23 protein-coding genes and 1 pseudogene are annotated in these 21,151 nt (G+C 73.3%); 20 read left to right on the top strand and 4 right to left on the bottom strand.

Translation table 11 applies throughout. The features are described 5' to 3' along the window. Positions 1-2: 2 nt before the first annotated feature. Entirely contained in the window at positions 3-374 is a 372-nt protein-coding gene (gene rpsL / locus BS72_RS20050; protein WP_014144289.1) for a 30S ribosomal protein S12, read from the bottom strand. 588 nt (positions 375-962) lie between these two features. Beyond that, positions 963-1,445 carry a helix-turn-helix domain-containing protein gene (locus BS72_RS20045; protein WP_037912353.1) on the bottom strand — a complete coding sequence of 161 codons (483 nt, stop codon included), beginning with the start codon at positions 1,443-1,445 and terminating at the stop codon, positions 963-965. A 311-nt stretch (positions 1,446-1,756) separates the two neighbouring features. On the opposite strand from BS72_RS20045, the gene BS72_RS38505 reads away from it, so the two are divergent. From BS72_RS38505 to BS72_RS20010, 7 genes are all read left to right on the top strand, one after another. Further along, positions 1,757-2,086: a hypothetical protein gene (locus tag BS72_RS38505; RefSeq protein ID WP_232792476.1), complete on the top strand. Its 330-nt coding sequence runs from the start codon at positions 1,757-1,759 to the stop codon at positions 2,084-2,086. A 127-nt stretch (positions 2,087-2,213) separates the two neighbouring features. Further along, complete coding sequence (locus BS72_RS20035; protein WP_232792642.1) at positions 2,214-2,921, top strand: hypothetical protein; 708 nt, start codon at positions 2,214-2,216, stop codon at positions 2,919-2,921. Continuing rightward, positions 2,918-3,136: a hypothetical protein gene (locus BS72_RS20030; RefSeq protein ID WP_232792475.1), complete on the top strand. Its 219-nt coding sequence runs from the start codon at positions 2,918-2,920 to the stop codon at positions 3,134-3,136. Before BS72_RS20035 ends, BS72_RS20030 begins: the two co-directional genes overlap by 4 nt. A gap of 765 nt (positions 3,137-3,901) precedes the next feature. After that, positions 3,902-4,309, top strand: a complete 408-nt coding sequence (locus tag BS72_RS20025) for a hypothetical protein (RefSeq protein WP_037912352.1) — start codon at positions 3,902-3,904, stop codon at positions 4,307-4,309. Positions 4,310-4,587: 278 nt separating this feature from the next. Continuing rightward, on the top strand, positions 4,588-5,184 hold the full coding sequence (locus BS72_RS20020) for a phage tail tube protein (protein WP_037912351.1): 597 nt from the start codon (positions 4,588-4,590) through the stop codon (positions 5,182-5,184). A gap of 163 nt (positions 5,185-5,347) precedes the next feature. Beyond that, a complete protein-coding gene (locus BS72_RS20015) occupies positions 5,348-5,635 on the top strand; it encodes a hypothetical protein (RefSeq protein WP_037912350.1) in 288 nt (95 codons plus the stop codon). 65 nt (positions 5,636-5,700) lie between these two features. Then, positions 5,701-6,048: a hypothetical protein gene (locus BS72_RS20010; RefSeq protein WP_037912349.1), complete on the top strand. Its 348-nt coding sequence runs from the start codon at positions 5,701-5,703 to the stop codon at positions 6,046-6,048. A 152-nt stretch (positions 6,049-6,200) separates the two neighbouring features. On the opposite strand, the gene BS72_RS20005 is transcribed toward BS72_RS20010, so the two are convergent. Beyond that, positions 6,201-6,755 carry a hypothetical protein gene (locus BS72_RS20005; RefSeq protein WP_051951299.1) on the bottom strand — a complete coding sequence of 185 codons (555 nt, stop codon included), beginning with the start codon at positions 6,753-6,755 and terminating at the stop codon, positions 6,201-6,203. Between the two features lie 1,342 nt (positions 6,756-8,097). Here BS72_RS20005 and BS72_RS20000 point away from each other — a divergent pair. The 13 genes and pseudogenes from BS72_RS20000 to BS72_RS19940 all read left to right on the top strand — a co-directional run bounded on the left by BS72_RS20000 (position 8,098) and on the right by BS72_RS19940 (position 20,510). Next, a complete protein-coding gene (locus BS72_RS20000) occupies positions 8,098-9,309 on the top strand; it encodes a hypothetical protein (RefSeq protein WP_037916800.1) in 1,212 nt (403 codons plus the stop codon). Then, positions 9,306-10,592: a hypothetical protein gene (locus BS72_RS19995; RefSeq protein WP_051951297.1), complete on the top strand. Its 1,287-nt coding sequence runs from the start codon at positions 9,306-9,308 to the stop codon at positions 10,590-10,592. The genes BS72_RS20000 and BS72_RS19995 overlap by 4 nt, the downstream gene beginning before the upstream one ends. Positions 10,593-10,615: 23 nt before the next feature. Further along, on the top strand, positions 10,616-11,563 hold the full coding sequence (locus BS72_RS19990) for a phage distal tail protein (protein ID WP_037912347.1): 948 nt from the start codon (positions 10,616-10,618) through the stop codon (positions 11,561-11,563). A 49-nt stretch (positions 11,564-11,612) separates the two neighbouring features. Continuing rightward, on the top strand, positions 11,613-12,791 hold the full coding sequence (locus BS72_RS19985; RefSeq protein WP_037912346.1) for a hypothetical protein: 1,179 nt from the start codon (positions 11,613-11,615) through the stop codon (positions 12,789-12,791). A 42-nt stretch (positions 12,792-12,833) separates the two neighbouring features. Continuing rightward, entirely contained in the window at positions 12,834-14,009 is a 1,176-nt protein-coding gene (locus tag BS72_RS19980) for a hypothetical protein (RefSeq protein WP_037912343.1), read from the top strand. A gap of 39 nt (positions 14,010-14,048) precedes the next feature. Then, complete coding sequence (locus BS72_RS19975) at positions 14,049-15,308, top strand: hypothetical protein (RefSeq protein ID WP_037912342.1); 1,260 nt, start codon at positions 14,049-14,051, stop codon at positions 15,306-15,308. A gap of 43 nt (positions 15,309-15,351) precedes the next feature. Further along, entirely contained in the window at positions 15,352-16,494 is a 1,143-nt protein-coding gene (locus BS72_RS32545; RefSeq protein WP_051951296.1) for a hypothetical protein, read from the top strand. After that, entirely contained in the window at positions 16,491-17,651 is a 1,161-nt protein-coding gene (locus tag BS72_RS19965; protein WP_037912339.1) for a hypothetical protein, read from the top strand. Before BS72_RS32545 ends, BS72_RS19965 begins: the two co-directional genes overlap by 4 nt. Next, entirely contained in the window at positions 17,648-18,202 is a 555-nt protein-coding gene (locus BS72_RS19960) for a hypothetical protein (RefSeq protein WP_037912338.1), read from the top strand. The genes BS72_RS19965 and BS72_RS19960 overlap by 4 nt, the downstream gene beginning before the upstream one ends. 29 nt (positions 18,203-18,231) lie before the next feature. Further along, entirely contained in the window at positions 18,232-18,828 is a 597-nt protein-coding gene (locus BS72_RS37365; protein WP_063836107.1) for a hypothetical protein, read from the top strand. Between the two features lie 21 nt (positions 18,829-18,849). Then, a complete protein-coding gene (locus BS72_RS19950) occupies positions 18,850-19,764 on the top strand; it encodes a peptidoglycan-binding protein (protein ID WP_037912337.1) in 915 nt (304 codons plus the stop codon). Positions 19,765-19,815: 51 nt separating this feature from the next. Next, positions 19,816-20,031: pseudogene (locus tag BS72_RS34395) on the top strand (hypothetical protein); the annotation flags it as partial. Between the two features lie 215 nt (positions 20,032-20,246). Continuing rightward, on the top strand, positions 20,247-20,510 hold the full coding sequence (locus BS72_RS19940; protein WP_037912336.1) for a hypothetical protein: 264 nt from the start codon (positions 20,247-20,249) through the stop codon (positions 20,508-20,510). 96 nt (positions 20,511-20,606) lie between these two features. On the opposite strand, the gene BS72_RS19935 is transcribed toward BS72_RS19940, so the two are convergent. After that, entirely contained in the window at positions 20,607-21,062 is a 456-nt protein-coding gene (locus BS72_RS19935; protein ID WP_037912335.1) for a DUF1707 and DUF4190 domain-containing protein, read from the bottom strand. Between the last annotated feature and the right edge of the window lie 89 nt (positions 21,063-21,151).

The following is a 21,151-nucleotide window of genomic DNA, read 5'->3' as shown; positions in this document are numbered from 1 at the left end:
GTTTACTTCTCCTTCTTGGCGCCGTAGCGGCTGCGGGCCTGCTTGCGGTTCTTGACACCCTGGGTGTCAAGCGAACCGCGGATGATCTTGTAGCGAACACCCGGCAGGTCCTTCACACGACCGCCGCGCACGAGCACGATGGAGTGCTCCTGAAGGTTGTGACCCTCGCCCGGGATGTAGGCGGTGACCTCGATGCCGCTGGTCAGACGCACACGCGCGACCTTACGGAGCGCCGAGTTCGGCTTCTTCGGGGTGGTCGTGTACACACGCGTGCAGACGCCACGGCGCTGGGGGGACCCCTTCAGCGCGGGCGTCTTGTTCTTCTCGACCTTGTCCTGCCGGCCCTTCCGGACCAGCTGCTGGATCGTAGGCACCGTTTCTCCGGTTTCTGTGTGCCGATCTCGTTACTTCTAACCTGGGGCTCCGACCCACGCGGTCGGGTGTGTCGCTGACCCCGCACGTATCCGGAGATCCGGAAGAGTGCGTTGAATGGGTGTCGCGGCCTCGGATTCCTCATACGGTCGCATGGCACGCACAAGGACCCGGGCACACCCCAGGCACAGACGAGAGCGTACCTATCGCATCGGCTGGGGTCAAAAAACATACGGCTGGCCCGCCGCACGGCCCGCGATCACCGCCGGTCAACCCGCCGGGGACGCCTCACCCCGGCGCCGGGGAACAGCCGCCGGCCACTCGGGCCGCCCCACCTCGCCCCGGCCCGCCCCGCAGTCCGGGCACGCCGCTCCTTCCGGCGGCGGCCACCGACCGCGGCGGGACCACGTTATAGCGCAGCGCGCCGCGGCCGCACCGTCCGCGCCGCACCGGGAGTCGCCCCGCCACCGCTGCCGTCGGGCCGACCGGCGGCGACGCGCCCGGCGGGAACGCGCCCGGCGGGGACCAAGGCGTCAAGGGGAGGGAGCGAGCGCGCGGCTCAGCTCCCGGCGGCCGGGCCGGGACGGTCGTCAGTCGGAGCCGGCCGGCTCGCCGACGCGCGCGGTGCCCCCCTTGGGGGGCGCGTCGGCCTCGCCGGGCAGGAACTGGCCGACCACCCTGACGAACATGTCCCGGCGGTCGGCGGGCACGCCGAGCACCTCGGCCAGCTCCTCCAGGGTCGGCGGGGTGTCGGCGTCGAGCTCCGCGGCGACCGCCCGGGCCGCCGGGCCCGCGGTCGACGCTGGTAGCGGCAGCTCCTCGGCGGTCAGCCGGCCCGAGCGGATCAGCATGTCCCGCACCGGCACGTCCAGGACGCGGGCCAGCCGCCGGGTGGTCTCCAGATCGGGCATGCTCTGACGCTGCAGCAGCCGGGTCACCGCGGCCCTGTGCACGCCTGCCTCATCGGCGACACGCGACCGCCCCCCGCCACGGGGGCTGTCGATGTCATATCCACGCCTACGCATCAGGGCCTCGACCCAGCTGGCGAAGGCGTCAAGTTCGGTGGTGGTCATGCGCCTGCTCCCTCCAGGGGGCCTCAGTTTACCGCGCTTGCGCGCACTAAATTACGTGCCTTCTCGCACGCAATTCATGGAGAGAGCCTGGAGAAACCGTGCAGGTTAGGCCAACGTTTTACTCTGAGCAATGGAAGCCGACGCACCATCGCGACAGAACGCCCACAGCCGGAAGAGCCGGACTCCGGATACGGGCGCCCCGACGCGGAACGCGGGGGGCTCTTCGGATGTTTAGTTGCGCGCTCGCACGCATCATGGCACCGTTGCCGAGCGCGTCGCGTCCAGCGACCGCGGACTCTCACGGAGGTTCCATGTCCCTCCCCGCTTCGCCCTGGCAGGAGGCCGCAGCCTGTGCGGGCCTCCCGGCCAAGGCGGTCTTCGCCCGGCGCGCGTCGGAGGCGGCGCCCGCACTGCGGGCGTGCCAGGTGTGCACGGTACGGCGCGAGTGCGAGGAGATCGTCGCTCCCGCCGCCTCCTGGTTCGACGGGGTGTGCGCCGGACGCCTGTGGCGCAACGGCACACCTGTGCGCGTTCCGGCACAGGACCCGGGCGCGACCGTCTCCCCGCCCGCCGGTTCCGGCCCCGCCGCTCACGCCGTGCGCGGCCGCGCCCTCGCGACCGGGAGGGGGACCCGTGGCTGAGCGGAACGGACCCGCGCCGACGACCGGCGCCGAGCAGGCCGACGCCCAGCGGACCGGCACCCGGCCGACCGGCACCGAGCAGGCCGAGGCCGAGCAGGCCGTGCGTGACGCCGCGCTGTGGATCGGGATGCTGGTGCGGCAGTTCCCCGAGCTGTCCGAGGAGCTGGCACCCGGGCGGGGCCGGCCGCGGGAGGCCGGCCACGACGCCGAGACCCGGGCCCGCGCCGAGCAGGCCCGCCGGGCGCGCGAGTCCCGGCTGCTGCGCGAGGAGCGGCAGGACGCCCTCACGGTCCAGCAGCGCCACGGCCTGGCCGTACCCGGACACAGCGCGGCCCCGCTGCGGCTGCACGTCTCGGACGCGATCCGGGACATCAGCGACGGGGTCGTGGAGCTGGAGGAGGCGGTGCACGCCAAGCTCGGGCTGCCGCTGCCCCGCCGGGCGCCGGTGCCCGAGCGGCTGCTGCGGGTCGGGGCCCTGTTGGGCGTGATCGCCGGGCAGCCGGTGCTCGCGCGGCACGTGCGCGACGAGGCCCGCCGTATGGCACGCCGGTGCGCGCGGGCGCTCGGCGACACCGAGCAGATGGTACGAGTGCCCGGCCGGTGCCCGTTCTGCGACTCCGTCTCGCTGCGGGCGTTCCCCGCGCGCCGCGCGGTGCTGTGCGTCAACCCCGCCTGCCGTTGCGCCGACGCGGACTGCGGGTGCCGGGACGACGCCGCCTACCGCCACGTCTGGGACGAGGCGGCGTGGGGGGCGCTCGGGAACCGGGACGGCTTCGCCGCCGCGATGGACGCGCCACCGCCCGCCGCTCCCGCGGGCACGGAGGTGGCGCGGTGACCGGCCGGCGCCACGGCGGGGCCGTCGACGGGCTGCCGGTGCTGGTTCCCGCGGAGCTGGCGGCCCGGGAGGTGGGGGTGGCGACGGCGACGATCCGCAAGTGGGTGCAGCTGGGATACCTGGCGGCGTCCGGGAAGGCGGGCCGGGCGCACGTCTTCCACCTGGCCGACGTGTTCGCCGCCGAGCGCCGGGCCCACCACCGCCCCGCCCTCTGACCCCGTCCCTCCGCTCTTCCTCCGCCCGTCCCCTACCCCTTCCTCTTTCCCCGGCTCCCACCCAGCCCCCGCAGGCCACCGGCGACATCGCCACCGGCCAGCGGGGGCTTTCTCCGTCCCCCGCCCCCTCCCCCTCCCGGCGAGGGGGACGGCGCCGGGAGGGGGACGGCCCACGCACTCCAGCCCCCGCAGGCCCCACCGGCCGACGGGGGCTCCTCTGTCACGCGGACTCCTCCATCGGCGGACCGGGCCGTCGTCCGGTGGGCGCGACCTCCCCGGACGGGCCGGCCCGTCGTGCTCGCTACTCAGGCCCGCTCGCCAGACGGGCCCGCCGCCGGGGCCCGCGCGCCCGTCCGGGAGGTCCGCGGCAACCCGGTCCCGAATAAGTTGCGTGCGCGCACGAAACCGTGTCACAGTTGGCGCAGCGGCAGAGCTGTGCCCGCCGCCGAGAACCGCCGGGCGGGGCGAGCCGAACTGCTCCCTCCAGTGCACGGCCCCCCGCCCGGCCTCCCGCCCACGGGCAACGCGACACCAGCTCCGCCCCAGGCGAGTCCGACGACCCGCCCCGGCCGACCGCAGGCCACCCTCCCCCGCAGCCCCGGCGGACCGCCGACGGCGACCCGCATCCCGGCAACGCGCCCCGGGGGCGGGCCGCCGACCGCGAACCACCCGGTGGACCGCCACGCCCACCGCGAGCGGGGGCGTCAGCCCGAGCCGGCCGCCGACCCGGGACACACGACTCTCCAGCAAAGAGGTGGAACCGTCATGACCACTCCCCCGAGTGCCTTCCCCGACGTCGAGGCGCTGGTCATCCAGATCCTCCAGGCCGAGCCCTCGCTCTCCTCCGCGGCGGTGAGCCGCGACGCCCCCGCCGGCTTCGACGGAACGCAGAGCGCGGTCCTGGTGAGCCGTTACGGCGGCGCGTGGGTCGGCGACCTGTACCTGGACAACCCGATGATGCAGCTGGAGGTGTACGGCCCGGACAAGGCCACCTCCTTCACCCTGGCGAACGCCGCGCGGCACGCGCTGCTGTCCACGATCGGCACCTCGTACGGCGGGGTGACCGTCAGCGACGTCGTCGAGCAGGACGGTCCGCGCTGGATGCCGGACTACCTCTACAACGCGGCCAAGCGCTACGTCTGCATCATCCGGATGTCGATCGACAGCCGCTGACCCGCCGCCGACCAGCCGCTGACCCGCCGCTGACCGTCGGCCGACCCGCCTCCGACCGTCGGCCGACCCGCCGCCGACCGGCCGCCAACCGTCGGCTGGCCGGGCCGGCCCGCCGACGGCCCCACGCCCGCGGTGCCCCTCCGGGCCCGCGAAGGCCCGCGTCCCCGGACGCGGCCCACCCCCGGGCATCCCGCCCGCCCCAGACAGGCCCCGCACCCCGCGGGGCCTTCGCCGTACTGCGGCGAGAACCCTCGCTTCACCCATCCCAAGGAGAAGACATGGCAGGCAACAACACGTCCGAGATCCGGGTCGCCGGCACCGGCCGCATCCTCGTGGGCAGCGTCGGATCGCCCGCGCCGACCGACTTCGGCCAGGTCGACTGGGGCCAGGGCTGGACCGACCTCGGCTACACGTCCGCGGACGGTGTGACCTTCAGCAAGAAGGACAAGCTCGACCCGATCGACACCTGGCAGGCCGTCAGCCCGGTGCGCTTCATCTACTCCGACCGGGACCTGACGCTGAAGTTCGCGCTGCTCCAGTTCAACGCGGACACGCTGCCGCTGTTCCTCGGCGGCGGCAAGGTCGGTCCGGCCGACTCGTCCGGTAGCTCGGACGGTGCGTACTCCTACGACATCGCGGACGGCCCGCAGGCGGACGAGCACGCCCTCGGCCTGGAGTTCACCGACGGCACCGCCATCACCTACCGGTTCGTCATCCCCCGCGGCCAGGTCACCGCGAGCGACGACCTGAAGCTGGCCCGCAAGGCCGCCGTCCAGCTCGGTGTCACCTTCACCGCGCTGAACAACGGCACCGACCCGCTGGCCACCTTCGTGATGAAGGACCCGGTGTACGCCGGTTCGAACCCCGCGGCCTGACCGTCCGCACCCGCCGGGGCGGCGGGCTGAACGGCCCGCCGCCCCGCACCACCCGGCCGTACCCCGGCCCGGCCGTCCGCGGCCGGGCCGGCCCCCCGCGCCGGTCCCGCACCACCTGGTCATCCCCGTTCGACGCAGCACCGTCATTCCCGAGAGGAACGCCATGTCCTTCAACGTCAACGCCGCCCGTGCCCAGCGCCAGGAAGCCCTCGGCCGCGCCTGGACCTTCGAGCTGGACGACGAGACCTTCGAGTTGCCCACCGAACTGCCCCGCGCCACCGCGCGGGCGCTGCGTTCGCTGGACGACAACGACGTGGACGGCCTGCTGCGGCTCCTCCTCGGCGACCAGCAGTACCCGCGCTTCGAGGAGCACGAACTGACCATGCAGGACGTCGCCGCCATCCTGGAGGCCTACGGCAAGGAGACCGGGCTCGGCCTGGGGGAAGACTGAGCCTCGACGAGTTCGCGGAAGAACACGCCGAGGCCCTCGAAGCCGACCTGCTCCGCTACTACGGCGTGGACCTGCTCGACCGGTACCGCGGCGGGCTGTCCAGCCGCCGTCTCGCGGTACTGATCAGGCACCTGCCGAGGGACAGCGCGGTCAACCGCGACCTGTTCGGCGAGGCCGCCGACTGGTCGGTGGGCGACCACCTGCTGGCCGCCGCGGTGGACCACCTCGCCGCGGCGAACTGGATGTTCGCCACCGTCAACAGCGACGAGGACTCCTCCCCGCCCGACCCCCCGCAGCCCGTGCCCCGGCCCGCCGACACCCGGCCGGACGGTACGGCGACGGCGGACGGCGCGGCTCCGGAGACCGCGGCGGAGCAACCGTCGGCCGTCGAACTGCTGCGCTTCTTCGGCTGATCCCGCGGCCGGCGACCGGCAGCCGGTGCCTGGTCCGACGCCGGCCCGGCCGTGGCCGTCGCCCGAGCCCGACCGCGTACCCCTGCCCGAGCCCGGCACCCGAGCCCGATCGCGTACCCCTGTCCGGGGCCGACGCCCGCGACCGCCCCGCCTCACTCCGGCGCGTCGTCCGGGGCGTCGGCGGTCCGGCGCGGGCGGTGGCGCTCGGGCGCGGGCAGCCGCGGGATCGTAGGCGACTTCGAGCGCCGGTTCTTCGGCGTCAGCGCGGGTCTGGGCACCGGCGTTCCACCGCGGACCCGCCGGCGCCGGTCCTGCTCGCCGGCGCCCTCGGCGCCCGGTTGCGCGGGCTGGTCGCCGGTGCCGGCGGGATCGGGCCGGAGCCGGTCCGCTGGGAAGTCGATGACCTCCCCCGGGTCCTCCATCACGCGCAGCGGCCGCCACCGGCCGAGCCAGCCCTCCCAGCGGGCGGCGGCGATCCGCGGCCCGTACTCGGCAGCGGCGTCCTGCCACCCCGCGGCGTACGCGGTGACCGCCGCGCGCTCGTGCTCCTCCGCCGACACCACCACGACCCCTTCGGGGCCGTACCGCTCAATCAGCCGTCCCAGCCGGGCCAGCAGTCTGGGCAGCCCCTCGGGTCCGACGTCCTCTTCCGTGCCGCGCTCAAGACCGCCGGGTTCGACGGTCCCCCCACCGTTGTCGTCCCCCACCGTAGTTCTCCCTGGCACCGGTTGTTCCGCACACCAGTACACCCCACCGGCACGCGACACGGCGTAGGTCCCCCGCTCCCCCGCCGGAGCCGCATCCCGGCAGTCGGCGTCACGCCGGCCCGGAAACCCCCCGTTAATGGGGCTTGACCTGCGTGTTCACCGGCAGGCAAACCGCTGAATCATACCGCCCGTACCCGGGCGCCCCCTGTGGCGATGCCCACGCCCGCCCAGCGGGCGCGTCCGGCGGGCCGCGGGGCGCACCGGCAGGGCGATAGGAGGCACCATGACCGACGCACCCCCTGAACAGGTCGTGACCGACTTCAGGGCCCAGGTAGCCGCCACGACCACCCAACTCCAGTCGTCGCTGGGAAAGGTGGAGCAGTCCATCACCGGGGTCGGCAAGGCCGTCGCCGGCGTGGCCAAGGCTGTGGACGGCCTCGGCCGCTCGCTGCGTGCCCTGGCGTCCTCGGCCGACGCGCTGTCCGGCTCGATCGCGGCCATCGCGAAGTCCCTGGCCGCGAACGTCGCCAAGCCGCTGGCCGCGCTCGGCACCGCGGTGGCCGCCCAGCTCAAGAAGGTCGTCGCGAGCCTGGGCAGTTCGCTGTCCGCCGCGATCAACAAGGCCCTCGCGAGCGTGGGCAAGGCGATCACCACCCAGGTCGGCAAGATCGCGGCCGGGGTGGGCAAGGCGATCTCCACCGAGGTCGACCGCACCCTCACCAGCATCGGCGCCTCGGTCGGCACCGTCGCGAAGAAGATCGCCACCGACGTCTCCGGCGCCATCACCAAGGTCGCCACCGCCATCAAGGGCCTCGGCACCTCGATCGGCGACACGATCGCCAAACCGATCAACACCGTCGCGCAGGCCATCAAGAGCCTGGGCACCTCGATCGGCGACGTCGCGAAGAAGATCGGCACCGACGTCTCCGGCGCCATCACCAAGGTCGCCACCGCCATCAAGGGCCTGGGCACCTCGATCAGCACCGTCGCCAAGAAGATCGGCACCGACGTCTCCGGCGCCATCACCAAGGTCGCCACCGCCATCACCGGCCTCGGCACCTCGATCGGCGACGCGATCGCCAAACCGATCAACACCGTCGCGCAGGCCATCAGCGGCTTCGGCGACGCGATCGGCAAGGTCGCGCAGAGCCTCCGGGACGTGGTCACCTCCCTCGACGGCATCGGCGAGGCCGTCCAGGGCATCGCCGACTCCGTCCGCTCGGTGGCCACCTCCGTCAAGGGCGTCGCGGCCTCGCTGCGCACCCTCGGCCAGTCCATCGGCAGCACCGGCAAGAACGTCAACGCGCTCGCCAAGTCGCTGCTGAACCTGGGCAAGGCCCTGGTGCAGCTCGGCCGGGACACCGTCACCTTCGCCGGCTCCCTCAAGCAGGCCGTCACCGAGCTGCTGGACTTCAACACCCAGGCGGGCAACGCCGGCAAGTCCGCCAAGACGCTCGGCGACAACTCCGCCAAGGTGGACACCGAGCTGAGGAAGCTCAAGACCTCGGCGCAGGGCTCGGCGAGCCAGCTGGCGTCCATGAAGACGGCCACGGACAAGGCCGAGCAGTCCATGACCAAGGCCGGGACGGCCGGCACCACCGGCGGCAAGAACCTGGGCCAGTTCGAGTCCGGCGCGAAGAAGGCCGGCCAGGGCATGGACGGCCTGAACAAGTCGATGAAGGGCAACCTCCTCGGCCTGCTGATGCAGCTGCTCGCGCCGCTGATCCAGAAGGTCATCGACATGGCCATGCAGTCGAAGACGATGCAGCAGGTCATGCAGAAGGCGTTCCAGGTCATCCAGACGGTGATCAGCGCCGTGATGAAGGCGATCGGCCCGATCATGCAGAAGGCCGGAGCGCTGATCTCCCAGATCTGGACCGCCATCAAGACGGCGATCACCGCGGTGGTCACGGCCGTCGCGACCGTGGTGAAGACCTACTTCAACCTGTACAAGACGATCATCACCACGGCACTGAACGCGATCAAGACCGTCGTGAGCGGCGTGTGGAACGGCATCAAGGCCGTCATCTCGCCGGTGGTCAACTGGATCACGTCGGCGATCCCCAACGCGTTCACCACGGTGCGCAGCAAGCTGTCCAGCATCTGGGGCGACCTGAAGGGCATCGCGGGCACCGCGTTCGGCGGTATCCGCAGCGCCGTCACGTCGCCGATCAACTCGGTGATCGGGCTGATCAACTCCGCGATCGGCCGGATCAACGGCATCAAGGTGTCCATCCCCGGCTGGGTGCCCGGCGTCGGCGGCAAGAGCTTCGGCGTGCACCTGCCGACCATCCCGCGGCTGGCCACCGGCGGTGTGATCATGCCGCAGAGCGGCGGCGTCCCGGCGATCCTGGCCGAGGCCGGCGAGGCCGAGGCGGTGCTGCCGCTGAGCAAGCTCGACCAGCTGCTGTCCCGCACCGCCGCGGCGGCCCGCTCCGGCACCGCGGGCGCCGACGGCAGCGGCTTCCACATCGAGAACTACTACGCCGCCACCAGCACCAGCCCGCAGGCCACCGCCGACGCGCTGACGTTCCTGTCGAAGGCGCGCGGATGAGTGGCGCGGACGCGTCCGGCGCGGCGCTGTCCGGCGTCGGCACCGCCGCGCAGCTGCTCGTCGTCCCGCTGGCGGCCGGCTCCGCGGACCTCCAGCGGATCGTCGGCGCGCTGCGGACGGCCGGCACCGCCGTCGGCCGGGTGCGCACCTCCGCCTCCCAGGTCGCGGCGGCGGTACGGCAGGTGAAGTCCGCGGCGGACGGCGGCGGGCGCAGCCTGGTGGCGGCCGCGCGCGGCGCGACCGGCGTCAACGGCGGGCTGAGCTCGCTGACCGCGAGCGTCAAGCGGCTGCGCACCTCGCTGGGCCGGCTGGACACCGCTTTCGGCGGGCTGTTCGGCCTGATCGGCGGCATGCTGGCGAGCGTCCCGCAGATCGCCCAGCTGATGGACGCCTTCGGCAAGGCGGCCGCCGTGGTGCAGGCCGTGATGACCGCGATCAACCTGCTGTCCAAGACCACCCCGATCGGGGCGATCACCGGCCTGCTGCTGCCGCTGCTCTCCCAGCTGATCGACCTGGCGGTCAACTCCCAGACCGGGCAGCAGATCATCGACCAGGTCTTCCAGCAGGGGCTGGGGCTCTTCCAGCAGATCCTGACCTTCCTCGGCCCGGTGCTGAAGGTGTACGCGACCGTCATCGGCACCTACTTCACCGCGTACCTGACGGTGATCGCCGCCGTGCTGACGGCGGTGAGCGCCGTGCTCACCAAGGGCTTCCCCGCCGTGCGCACGGCGGTCGCCTCGGCGACCAACGCGCTGCGCGGCCTCGCCTCCTCGGCGTGGCAGGGGCTCAAGAACGCGGTCAAGCCGGTGCTGACCTTCTTCACCCGCGACATCCCCCAGGCGTTCCAGCACGTCAAGGACGGCGCCTCCAACGCGCTGCGCGGCATGGGGCAGTTCGTCGAAACCGGCACGCAGGCCGTGGTCAGCGTGTTGAAGGCGCCGCTGGAAGGCATCATCGGCTTCGCCAACTGGGTCATCGACGGCCTGAACTCGATCGGCTTCTCCTTCTTCGGCAAGCACTTCGGCATCCACCTGTCCAAGATCCCGATGCTGGCCGAGGGCGGCGTCGTCCTCCCCGCCACCGCCCGCTCCGCGAGCCGCGTGCTGCCGCTGGGCGACCTCCAGCGCCGGCACCTGCTCGCCTCCACCCGGCGTGCCGGTACCGCCGACGGCCCGACGCGGCTGGCCGCCTTCCACGAGCGCCCCGGCGACAGCGCCCGCGGCATCGCCGAGGACCTGCTGTTCCTCCGCGCCGCGCGCCCCAGCGCGCCCGCCGCGGCATGACACGAGAGTGAGGTGACGGCCCGATGGCCGCAACCACCACGTCCGCATCCGACGCCACCACCACCGACTCCGCCGGCGTGGCCGACGACCTGGCCCCCGGTTCGCTGATCACCCAGGACGGCCAGATCCAGTGGGCCGGGCTGCTCATGGGTCCCGGCACCGCGTACGAGATCGACTCCGCCGGCCTGACCGGCTGGGAGGACATCCCCGACTTCGACACCAGCGACGCCGACCGGCCCACCGCGCACGGCGCCTGGCCCGGCTCCCGCTACGCCAAGCCCCGCAAGGTCGGCGGCCAGATGTGGGTGCTGCCGCCCGCCCCCGGGGACGCCACGCTGGCCGTCGTCCGCACCCTGCGCAAGGCGCTGTCGCTGGCCGACGAGGAGCGCTGGCTGACCGTGCGCCTGCACGGCGAGCTGCTGACCGCGCGGGCCCGGGTCAGCCAGCGGGTGCTGCCGCTGGACCGGGTCTACGTCCGGCAGGGCGTCGCGCACGCCGCCGTGCAGTGGCAGGCCGACGACCCGCGCCGCTACAGCGCCGACCAGCAGACGGTCAGCACCAGCCCGCCGGAGCCCGAGGCCGGCGTGTCCTTCCCGCTGAGCTTCCCGCTGGACTTCGGCCAGGCCACCAGCACCGGCGACGTCAGCGCGGAGAACACCGGCTCGGCGCCCACCCAGCCGGTGATCACCTTCAACGGCCCGTGCAGCAACCCGACCGTCACCGAGCAGACCACCGGCCGCCGGCTGCGGTACGAGATCACGCTCACCGCGGACGACCAGCTGGAGATCGACACCATGGCGGCCACCGTCACCCTCAACGGCACGGCCTCGCGCCGCCACACGGCGTCCGCCGACTCCGACCCCGAGGAGCTGTTCGCCTTCGTCCCGGGCCGCTTCGAGCTCTCCTTCCGCCCGGACACCTCCACCGCCGACGCGCGCATGTCGGTGAGCTGGCGCAGCGCCGAATGGTGAACCGTCCCGTACCCGTTCGCGGCCTCTCCCACGACGAAGGGGGCTCACGATGACCATCCACTCCGCATGGCTGCTCACCAGCGGCCAGACCGCCCAGGACACCCGGCTCACCCAGCTGGGCGCGACCCTGCCCGCCGACCCGCTCAGGGTCCGGTCCGGCATCCTGCCCGGCTCCGCCGACGGCTCGGCGGTCCTCGCCGCCTTCGACCTGGAGAACCGGAGCGGCATGTCGGCCACGGTCGCGCCCGGGCGGGCCGTCATCCAGGGCATGGCCACCCAGGGCGCCTACCCGATCACCCTGTCCGACGCCACGCCGGTGTCCTTCGCCGACGGCGACGCCCAGTACGACCGGATCGACCTGGTCTGCCTGCGCGTCTACGACGCCTCCTACGCCGACGAGCAGACGACGGCCGACCTGGAGGTGCTCGCGGGCAAGCCCGACGCCGTCCCGCAGCCGCCCGCGACCCCGGACCTGGCGCTGCCGCTGTACGCCGTGCGGGTCGCCGCCGGCACCTCGGCCGGCACCGGCGGCGTGGACTGGACGAAGGTGGAGGACCTGCGCGCCACCACCGTGGCCACCGGCGGCGTCCTCCCCGCCTACGGCAACACCGCCGTCCCTGGCACGTACGTGGGCCAGTTGCGCGACCTCGGCAACTCCCTCCAGCGCTGGGACGGCACCGCGTGGGTGGCCTACCCGCAGGGCATCGGCGGCATCGCCCCCGCCGACACGGCCACCGGCGCCTACACCGGCCAGTACCGCGACACCACCGACGGGGGGCTCCTGTGGTGGACCGGCACCTCCTGGGAGGAGCCCGTCCCCAGCTACGTCTTCGTCGAAGACGCGGTCGGCAAGGTCGGCACGACCGCGTCGACCACGTACGTCTCCGCCCTCAGCGGGACGGCCACGCCGGTCACCTCCGACTTCACCGCGCCGGCCAGCGGCGCGATGGTGTTCCGCATGGGCGCGCGCGTCTCGACCACCAGCGCCACCGCCACCGGATACCTGTGCCTGGTCATCACCCAGGGTTCGACGACGTTCCAGGCCGCCGGCGACAACGTCGCGATCCTGGCGCCGGGCCTCTACCCCACCTCGTACGCGACCGAGTTCGAGATCAGCGGCATGACCCCCGCCCAGGTCTACACCGCGACCCTCTACCACCGCAGCAGCGTCTCCTCGGCGACCGTCACCTTCCGCAACCGCTACCTGCGCATCGACTCCGCGTCCTGACCCGCGGCCAGACCTCGTCGAAAGCCCCTGAAGGAGCACACGATGACCGTCCACTCCGCATGGCTGCTCACCAACGGCCAGACAGCCGAGGACACCCGGCTCACCCAGCTGGGCGCGACCCTGCCCGCCGACCCGCTCACCGTCCGGTCCGGCATCCTGCCCGGCTCCGCCACGGGCTCCGCGATCGTCGCCGCCTTCGGGCTGACAAGCCAGAGCGGCATGTCGGCCACCGTCGGCCCCGGGCGCGCCGTCATCCAGGGCACCGCCGCCCAGGGCGCCTACCCGGTCACCCTGTCCGACGCCACCCCGGTCACCATCGCCGACAACACCTCGCAGTACGCCCGGATCGACCTGGTGTGCCTGCGCGTCTACGACGCCTCCTACGCCGGCGAGCAGACGACGGCCGACCTGGAAGTGATCCAGGGCACGCCCAGCGCCGTACCCGTGGTGCCCGCGATCCCGGAGCTGACACTGCCCCTCTACGAGGTACGGGTCCCCGCCGGCGCCTCGGCCGGCGGCGGCGGCGTGGACTGGACGACGCAGGTGCTGGACCTGCGCGCCACCACCGTGGCCACCGGCGGCGTCCTCCCCGCCTACGGCAACACCACCGTCCCGGGCGCCTACCCCGGCCAGTACCGCGGCCTCGGCAACGTACTCCAGCGCTGGGACGGCACCGCGTGGGTGCCCTACCCGCAGGCCGTCGGCGGCATCGCGCCCTCCGACACGTTCGCCGGCGCCTACACCGGGCAGTACCGCGACACCTTCGAAAGCCGGCTCCAGCGGTGGGACGGCACCACCTGGCAGGAGCTGGTCCCCGGCTTCTCCCTCAACGGAGCGATCGCCGGCGGCGGTACCACGTCGACCGCCTACGTCTCGACGCTGACCGGCGCCACCACCCCGATCACCGCCGACTTCACGGCGCCCGCCAGCGGCAGGGTGCTGGTCCGCGTCACCGGGCGCGTCGTGAGCAGCAGCGCCACCGCCTCCGGGTACCTGACCGTGGCCGTCACCCAGGGCTCGACCACGTTCCAGGCGGCGTCCGACGACCTCGCCGCCGTGGGGTCGGGCGCCTACCCCCACTCGGTGGCGACCGAGTTCCAGCTCGGCGGCATGACCCCGGGCCTGGTCTACACCGCCACGCTCTTCTACCGCAGCAGCATCGCCTCGGCTACCGCCACCTTCGCCAACCGTGTCGTGCACGTCGAGCCCGGGCGCTGAGCGCGGCCTGCCTCGTCGAAGCCTTTGGAGGAGCTCACGATGACCGTCCACTCCGCATGGCTGCCCGCCACCGGCCAGACCCGCGCGGACACCCGGCTCACGCAAGCGGGCGCGACCCTGCCCGCCGACCCGCTCACCGTCCAGTCCGGCATCCTGCCGGGGGTCCCCGACGGCTCGGCTAAGGTCGCCGCCTTCTGGCTGCTGAACCAGAACGGCATGTCGGCCACCGTCGACCCCGGTCGCGCCGTCATCCAGGGCCCGGCCGCCCAGGGCGCCTACCCGGTCACCCTGTCCGACGTCACCCCGATCACCTTCGCCGACAACGCCACCCCCCACGGCCGGATCGACCTGGTGTGCCTGCGCGTCTACGACGCCGCGTACCCCGACACCGACAACCCCGGCCAGGAGACCAAGGCCACCCTGGAGATCGTCAAGGGGGAGGAGAGCTCCACCCCCCAGGTACCCGCGACGCCGCACCTGGCGCTCGCGCTGTACGCGGTACCGGTCGCGGCCGGCGCCTCGACCGGCATGGGAGGCCTGGACTGGACGAAGGTGCAGGACCTGAGGGTCACCACCGTGGCCGCCGGCGGCGTCCTGCCCGCCTACGGCAACGCCGCGGTCCCCGGCGCCTACCCCGGCCAGCTGCGCGACCTCGGCAACGTGCTCCAGCGCTGGGACGGCACCGCATGGGTGCCCTACCCGCAGGCCGTCGGCGGCATCGCCCCCTCCGGCACCACCACCGGCGGCTACGTCGGCCAGTACCGCTGCACCACCGGCGGCTACCTCCAGCGGTGGGACGGCACGAACTGGTGGCAGACGGTCCGCGGCTACAGCTACGTGGCGGACCCCAGTAACTCGCTCGGCGGCAGCACGAACTCCGCGACCTACACCACCTCCATCCTCGGACAGATCGCGCCCCCTGTCACCGGCGGCTCCGGCACAGGGGTCTTCACCTCGTTCGGCATCAGCTACCTGTTGCCGCTCACCATCCCCTTCACGGCGCCCGCCAGCGGCGCGGTGCTGGTCCGGATGGGAGCGCGTATCGAAACCGACAGCGCGACCGCCTCCGGCTACCTGTCCGTCGGCATCACCGAGGGGAGCACGACGGCGTTCTCGCCCAGCGACAACTGGTCCGCCGTCGGTTCCGGCGTCTCCTACGGCTCGTTCGCCACCGAGACCCGGCTCTACGGCATGACGCCCGGCCTGACCTACACCGCCACGCTGTACCACCGCGTCAACGGCTCCTCGGCCAACGCCGTCTTCCGCAACCGCTACCTGCGCATCGACCCCTCGTGGTGACCCGCGACCGAGCCGAATCCGAGAACGACGAAGGAGCAACCCCATGACCACTCCCCCGACCCTGTACTCCGCGTGGGTGGCCGACACCGGCCAGACCCGCCAGGACACCCGGCTCTCGCCGATCGGCACCTTCACGCCGACCGCGTCGCCGTTGGCGTCGCTGTCCGGTGTGGTGCCCGGGTCCAACGACGGCTCGACCCTGCTGAGCGGCTTCAACGTCGTCGGGACCTCCGCGATGAAGGTCACCGTCTACGCCGGCCGCGCGGTGATCCAGGGCCTGGACACCCAGGGCGCCTACAGCGTGGCGGCCAACACCTCGGTCGAGTTCACCATCGAGGACGGCAACCCGCAGTACCCGCGCATCGACCTGATCGTCCTGCACGTCTACGACGCCCAGGTCGACTCCTTCGGCCGCAACGAGGCGGTCATCGAGGTGATCAAGGGCGCCGAGGACTCCGCAACGCCGGTGGTGCCCGCGGTGCCCGACCGGGCGCTGGCGCTGTACAAGATCACCGTGCCGAAGGGTGCCAGCGCCGGCGAGGGCGGCATCCCGTGGAGCAGCGCCCTGGTGGACCTGCGCACCGCGACCGTCGGCCTCGGCGGCATCCTGCCGACGACGGCGGGCGGGCCCCAGGGCGCCTACCCCGGCCAGTACCGCGACGTGTACGACTCGACGGGCAACGGCCACCTGGAGCGCTGGAACGGCTCGGCGTGGACCCGGTACTCGGCCTTCCCGGACCCGGTGTGGAAGAGCTGGACGCCGACCTGGTCGACCACGACCGGCAAAGCCCTGCCGTCGTGGGGCGACGCCACCATCAGCTGCCGCTACGTCCAGCTCGGTCCGGTCGTGCACTTCTCGTTCGACGTCTCCTTCGGCGCCGGCACCAAGTTCGGCACCAGCCCCGCGGTCGAGGACAACTGGTCCTTCTCGCTGCCGGTGCCCTCCGCCGGGTCGAACCAGACCATCGGCACGGCCGCCCTGTGGGGCAGCGGCCAGAGCGCCGGCTACCGGGTGATGGCCCACATCCGCTGCCTGAACAGCAAGTTGATGGGCATGGAGGTCGCCACCGGCATGCCCAACTACACCGCCCTCAACGGCACCGGCCTCGCCGACGCCACCACGCCGTTCGCCTGGGCCGCCGAGGACGCCATCCACGGCTTCGGCACCTACGAGGCCGCCGTATGACCACACCGGTCACCACGCCGTACCGGGCGATCTTCTGCGACCTGCGGACCGACCAGGTCTTCGACATCCTGCCCCTCCAGGACGTCACCCTGGACGACTACATCGGCAAGCCCGGCTCGCTCACCGGCACGATCCCCGTGCCGAACCAGGCGATCGCGGCGCGGGCGGCGCGCATCGCCGAGGGGCGCACCTCGGTGTACCTCGAACGCGGCGGCGACCTGTGGTGGGGCGGCGTCATCTGGACGTCCACGCTGGCCAGCACCGACCGCGGCATCGTCACCCTGGAGATCCAGGCGGCGACCTTCGACTCCTACGCGAGCCGCCGGATCATCAGGACCGACCTGTCGTGGCAGGGCGCCGACCAGCTGGAGATCGCCCGCGATCTGTGGCGGTCGCTCCAGGGCCAGGCGCTCGTCGGCCTGCCGAACGGCGCTCCCGTCCCGACCGCCCTGCCCGGCGGGGACATCGGCGTCACCTACGGCGCCGAGACCTCCGGCGTGCCGCGCGTGCAGGCGTACAGCGACGGGGACGAGACGACGTACTACGACGCGCTCACCCAACTCGCCGCGCTGGACAACGGGTTCGAGCAGCAGATCGCGGTCTACCGCGATCCGGACAGCGGCGGGCGGGTACGCCGGCTGCGGCTGGGCAGCCCGCGCATCACCACCGGGTCCACCGACCTGGTGCTGGACATGCCCGGCTCGATCCTCGCGTACTCCTTCCCGCGCGACGCCACCCGCGGCGGCACCACCGCCGTGGCCCGCGGCGCGTCGACCAACACCGACTCCAGCGAGGAGTCGCGGCCGACGCTGTCGGTCGAGGCGGTCGCCGCGGACCTGATCGCGGCCGGCTGGCCGCGGGTCGACCTCACCGCCGACTACAGCGACATCACCGACACCAGCACCCTCGACCGGCTGGCCGCCACCCAACTGGCCGACGCCGAGGGCGCGGTGGTCATCCCCGAGATCACCATCCGGCTGGACGACCTGGTGCCGCCGCAGCTGCTCGGCCGCACGGTGCGGCTGCGGATCAACGACGTCTGGTACGCCGACGGCTTCGACAGCCGGTTCCGGATCATCGGCGTCAAGGTGATCCCGCCGCAGCGCGGCGTCCCGGACACCGCCGACCTGTACCTGGAGGAGGTGGCGAGCGCGTGACCCAGCTCCCCGAGGACATCATCGACCGGCTGGCCGACATGGACCGCCGCATCCGGAAGCTGTCCACCGCGGTGACCATCCGGCGGCCGATCACCACCATCGGCGGCACCGCGATCCGCATCAAGGACCAGCACGGCAACACGATCATCTCCGACGCGGCGGCCGGCGGACTCGGCCGGCCGTACCTGGCGATGCTGCCGCCGCAGGACGTCACCTACACGCGCTGGCCGCAGACCACCTCGACCGTCTGGACCACGATCGCGCAGAGCCAGAACGTCGTCTGGCAGCCCAACCTGCATCTGATCGTGGCCACGTACGCCCCCAGCGGCACCACCGGGCAGCTCCAGGTACTGGTCGGCGGGGTCCAGGTCGGGCAGACCGCGACCGTGACCGCTTCCGGCACCTTCGAGTACAACGGCCCGGTCGTGGACTCCGAGGTGTTCGCCAACCAGTTCGGCAAGCAGCTCACCTTCGAGATCAAGGCGCAGGTCACCAGCGGCGCCGGCCCCGTCTACGCCCAGACGCAGCTGATGCACGGCATCGAGAGCTGACCGACCACCCAGTCCGGAGGAAACCGCCCATGGACATCGACCCGTCCCAGCCGTGGGGCATCGCCATCGACTACTTCGGCCGCGCCTCGGTGGCCGACAGCGGCCACGACGTCGCCGTCCGGATCTACGACCAGACCCTCGGCAGCCCGCTGGCCCCCGACCCGGTCACCGACACCTACCCGGCGGTCTACGTCACCGCGCAGATCAGCGAGAGCGGCAGCGACGGCACCGTGCTGACCGGCAACGGCCTGGTCTACCTCCAGCCGTCCGGCACCTCCCCGGTCGCCCCGGACCAGACCTCGGTGCCGGCCGCGGTCGCCGCGGCCGTCGCCGACTTCCAGACCCGCGCCACCGGCTACGCCGCGCTGTGCGCGACCTGGCTCCAGCCCGCCGACGGCGGTGACGCCGCCAACCCGCCGACCGACGACGGCAGCGGCTCCACCCCGCCGACCGACGACGGCGGCACCGGTACGGACACCGGCACGGACGGCAGCGCCGGCACGGACCCGGGCACCGCCGGCACCGGGAGCACCACCCCGGCGGCCGACGGCACCGACGGCAGCACCGGTACCGACCCGGCGGCCGACTCCGCCACCAGCACCGACAGCACCCAACCCGCCGCCTGACCCGATCGATTGGGGACACCCATGGCGAACCCCCTGTCCGCCGACGCCCTCGTCGCCGCCCTGCGGCGCGAGGGCGTCACCGTCGTGGAGCACGACGGCTGGCGCACCCACAACCGCGACACCAAGGGAGCCTGGGGGCCGGTGAACGGCGTGGTCGTCCACCACACCGTCACCTCCGGCACCGACTCCTCCGTCGCCCTCTGCTACGACGGCCGCTCCGACCTGCCCGGGCCGCTGTGCCACGGCGTGATCGCCAAGGACGGCACCGTCCACCTCGTCGGCAACGGCCGCGCCAACCACGCCGGCGCCGGCGACCCGGACGTGCTGGCCGCCGTCGTCGCCGAGCGCGCCACCCTGCCCGCGCCGCGGCAGAACACCACGGACGGCAACACGCACTTCTACGGCTTCGAGTGCGTCAACATGGGCGACGGCAAGGACCCGTGGCCCGAGGCGCAGCTCGACGCGATCGCCCGCGCCTCGGCCGCGATCTGCCGGGCCCACGGCTGGCACGCGGCCTCGGTGATCGGCCACAAGGAGTGGACCGACTCCAAGATCGACCCGGTCGGCTTCACCATGGCGAGCATGCGCGCGCGGGTCGCCGCCCGCCTGGCCCAGAACCCGGCCCCGGCCGCGACCGCCACCTCCGGCACGACCGCCGCGCCCCCGGCCAAGCCGGCCAAGCCCGCCTACCAGCCCTTCCCCGGCGCCGCCTGGTTCAAGGCCGCGCCGAACTCCGCGCTGGTCACCGCGATGGGCCGTCGCTTGGTCGCCGAGGGCTGCTCGGCGTACAAGCAGGGGCCCGGCCCGCAGTGGACCGAGGCCGACCGCGACTCCTACGCCAGGTGGCAGCGCAAGCTCGGCTACTCCGGCACCGACGCGGACGGCTGGCCCGGCTCCGCCTCCTGGACCGCCCTCAAGGTCCCCTACACCGGCTGACCGGCCCACCCGCCGACCGGCTCTCTTCCGTCACCCGAAAGGTGGACACCCATGTCCGATGCCGCCAAGCGCACCGCGCGCACCGCCGTCCAGACCCTGGTCGGCCTGCTGGTGCTGCTGCCCTCGGCCGCCGGCTCCTCGGGGCTGTCAGGTCTCGTCGGGGACCTGCCGTGGGCCGCGGGTGCCGTCGCGGCGGCCGGCGCGCTCAGCCGCGTCATGGCCATCCCGGCGGTGCAGGCCCTGCTGCCCGGCTGGCTGCGCACGCAGGCCCTGGTCAACGGCGACCAGGCGCTGCTGAACCTGCCCGCCCCCGCCCCGGCTGCCACCCCCGCCCCCGCTCCGGACCCGGCCTCCGCTCCGGCCGGCGGGGAAGCCGCCACCACCCCGGCCGGCTTCGGGTTCACCGCCGGCTCGGGGTCCGGCTCGGCCCCCGCCCCGGCCTCGGCGCCCGGCTCGGGCTCGACCGGGGAAGGCGGCGGTGCATGAGTGAGCCGACCCTGTCCGACCCGGCCGCCGTCGCCCTGGAACTCGAACGGCTGCGCGGCGCCGTGGAGGCCGGCTTCGCCCGGGTCGACGGCGCGCTGGCCCTGCTCGTACAGCGCAGCGACCAGACCGACCGCCAGCTCGCCGACCACGAGACGCGACTGGACTCACTGGAACGCGCCCGCTGGCCGCTGGCCAGCATCGGCGCCGTGGCGGCGGTCGCCACGGTCGTCGTGACGGCCCTGGAGATCCTCTCCCGGTAGCGCCCCGGGAGCGGCCCCGGGCCGGACGGCTCAGTGCCCCGGGCCGAACAGCTCGGCTCCCAGGCCGGACCGGCTCAGCTCCCCGGGCCGGACGGCTCAGCTGGGTGCGACCGCCACGAGCGCGACGATCAGGCCGAGGACGACCAGCACGCCGAGCGTCACCAAGTAGCCGAGGATCAGCCCGGCGGTGGCCAGGCCCGCTCCGTCGTCGCCGGTGCGGCGGATCCGGCGCTTGGCCATGTGGCCCAGCACGATCGCGGGGATCGAGCTGAGCCCGAACGTCATCGTGCCCACCACACCGCACACCAGCGACGCCGTCGCGTAGCTGTCGTTGCGGCGCGGCGCGAAGGGCGCCGGGTAGGCGGGGAGCGCCGCCGGGTAGGGCCGGGGCAGCGGGATGTCCTGGGTGAGCCGGTCGAGGTCGGCGTAGGTGCGGGCCTGGTACGCCAGGCCCAGCCGCTCGTCGTACTCCTCGGGGCGCAGCCGCCCCTCGGTGAAGGCCCTGCTGAGGACCTCCACCGCCCGGTCGCGGTCAGCGTCTCCCGCCAGCATGCCCTCATCATGCCGCAGGGCGGCCGCTCCCGGAGAGGGAACGGCCGCCCTGTGGACAACCTGTGACCTGGAAGGTCACCCGGAGGGGA

It is taken from the genome of Actinacidiphila yeochonensis CN732 (assembly GCF_000745345.1).
GTDB classification, from domain to species: Bacteria; Actinomycetota; Actinomycetes; order Streptomycetales; family Streptomycetaceae; genus Actinacidiphila; species Actinacidiphila yeochonensis.
The sequence above is the reverse complement of the archived record's forward strand: the minus strand, read 5'-3'. Positions and strand labels throughout refer to the sequence as shown.

What these genes read in the sequence shown, in the direction of transcription:
- BS72_RS20045 (WP_037912353.1), bottom strand. Translation starts at nt 1,445, where the DNA reads ATGACCACCACCGAACTTGACGCCTTCGCCAGCTGGGTCGAGGCCCTG.
- BS72_RS38505 (WP_232792476.1), top strand. Translation starts at nt 1,757, where the DNA reads ATGTCCCTCCCCGCTTCGCCCTGGCAGGAGGCCGCAGCCTGTGCGGGC.
- BS72_RS20035 (WP_232792642.1), top strand. Translation starts at nt 2,214, where the DNA reads ATGCTGGTGCGGCAGTTCCCCGAGCTGTCCGAGGAGCTGGCACCCGGG.
- BS72_RS20025 (WP_037912352.1), top strand. Translation starts at nt 3,902, where the DNA reads ATGACCACTCCCCCGAGTGCCTTCCCCGACGTCGAGGCGCTGGTCATC.
- BS72_RS20020 (WP_037912351.1), top strand. Translation starts at nt 4,588, where the DNA reads ATGGCAGGCAACAACACGTCCGAGATCCGGGTCGCCGGCACCGGCCGC.
- BS72_RS20015 (WP_037912350.1), top strand. Translation starts at nt 5,348, where the DNA reads ATGTCCTTCAACGTCAACGCCGCCCGTGCCCAGCGCCAGGAAGCCCTC.
- BS72_RS19995 (WP_051951297.1), top strand. Translation starts at nt 9,306, where the DNA reads ATGAGTGGCGCGGACGCGTCCGGCGCGGCGCTGTCCGGCGTCGGCACC.
- BS72_RS19990 (WP_037912347.1), top strand. Translation starts at nt 10,616, where the DNA reads ATGGCCGCAACCACCACGTCCGCATCCGACGCCACCACCACCGACTCC.
- BS72_RS19985 (WP_037912346.1), top strand. Translation starts at nt 11,613, where the DNA reads ATGACCATCCACTCCGCATGGCTGCTCACCAGCGGCCAGACCGCCCAG.
- BS72_RS19980 (WP_037912343.1), top strand. Translation starts at nt 12,834, where the DNA reads ATGACCGTCCACTCCGCATGGCTGCTCACCAACGGCCAGACAGCCGAG.
- BS72_RS19975 (WP_037912342.1), top strand. Translation starts at nt 14,049, where the DNA reads ATGACCGTCCACTCCGCATGGCTGCCCGCCACCGGCCAGACCCGCGCG.
- BS72_RS32545 (WP_051951296.1), top strand. Translation starts at nt 15,352, where the DNA reads ATGACCACTCCCCCGACCCTGTACTCCGCGTGGGTGGCCGACACCGGC.
- BS72_RS19965 (WP_037912339.1), top strand. Translation starts at nt 16,491, where the DNA reads ATGACCACACCGGTCACCACGCCGTACCGGGCGATCTTCTGCGACCTG.
- BS72_RS37365 (WP_063836107.1), top strand. Translation starts at nt 18,232, where the DNA reads ATGGACATCGACCCGTCCCAGCCGTGGGGCATCGCCATCGACTACTTC.
- BS72_RS19950 (WP_037912337.1), top strand. Translation starts at nt 18,850, where the DNA reads ATGGCGAACCCCCTGTCCGCCGACGCCCTCGTCGCCGCCCTGCGGCGC.
- BS72_RS19940 (WP_037912336.1), top strand. Translation starts at nt 20,247, where the DNA reads ATGAGTGAGCCGACCCTGTCCGACCCGGCCGCCGTCGCCCTGGAACTC.
- BS72_RS19935 (WP_037912335.1), bottom strand. Translation starts at nt 21,062, where the DNA reads ATGCTGGCGGGAGACGCTGACCGCGACCGGGCGGTGGAGGTCCTCAGC.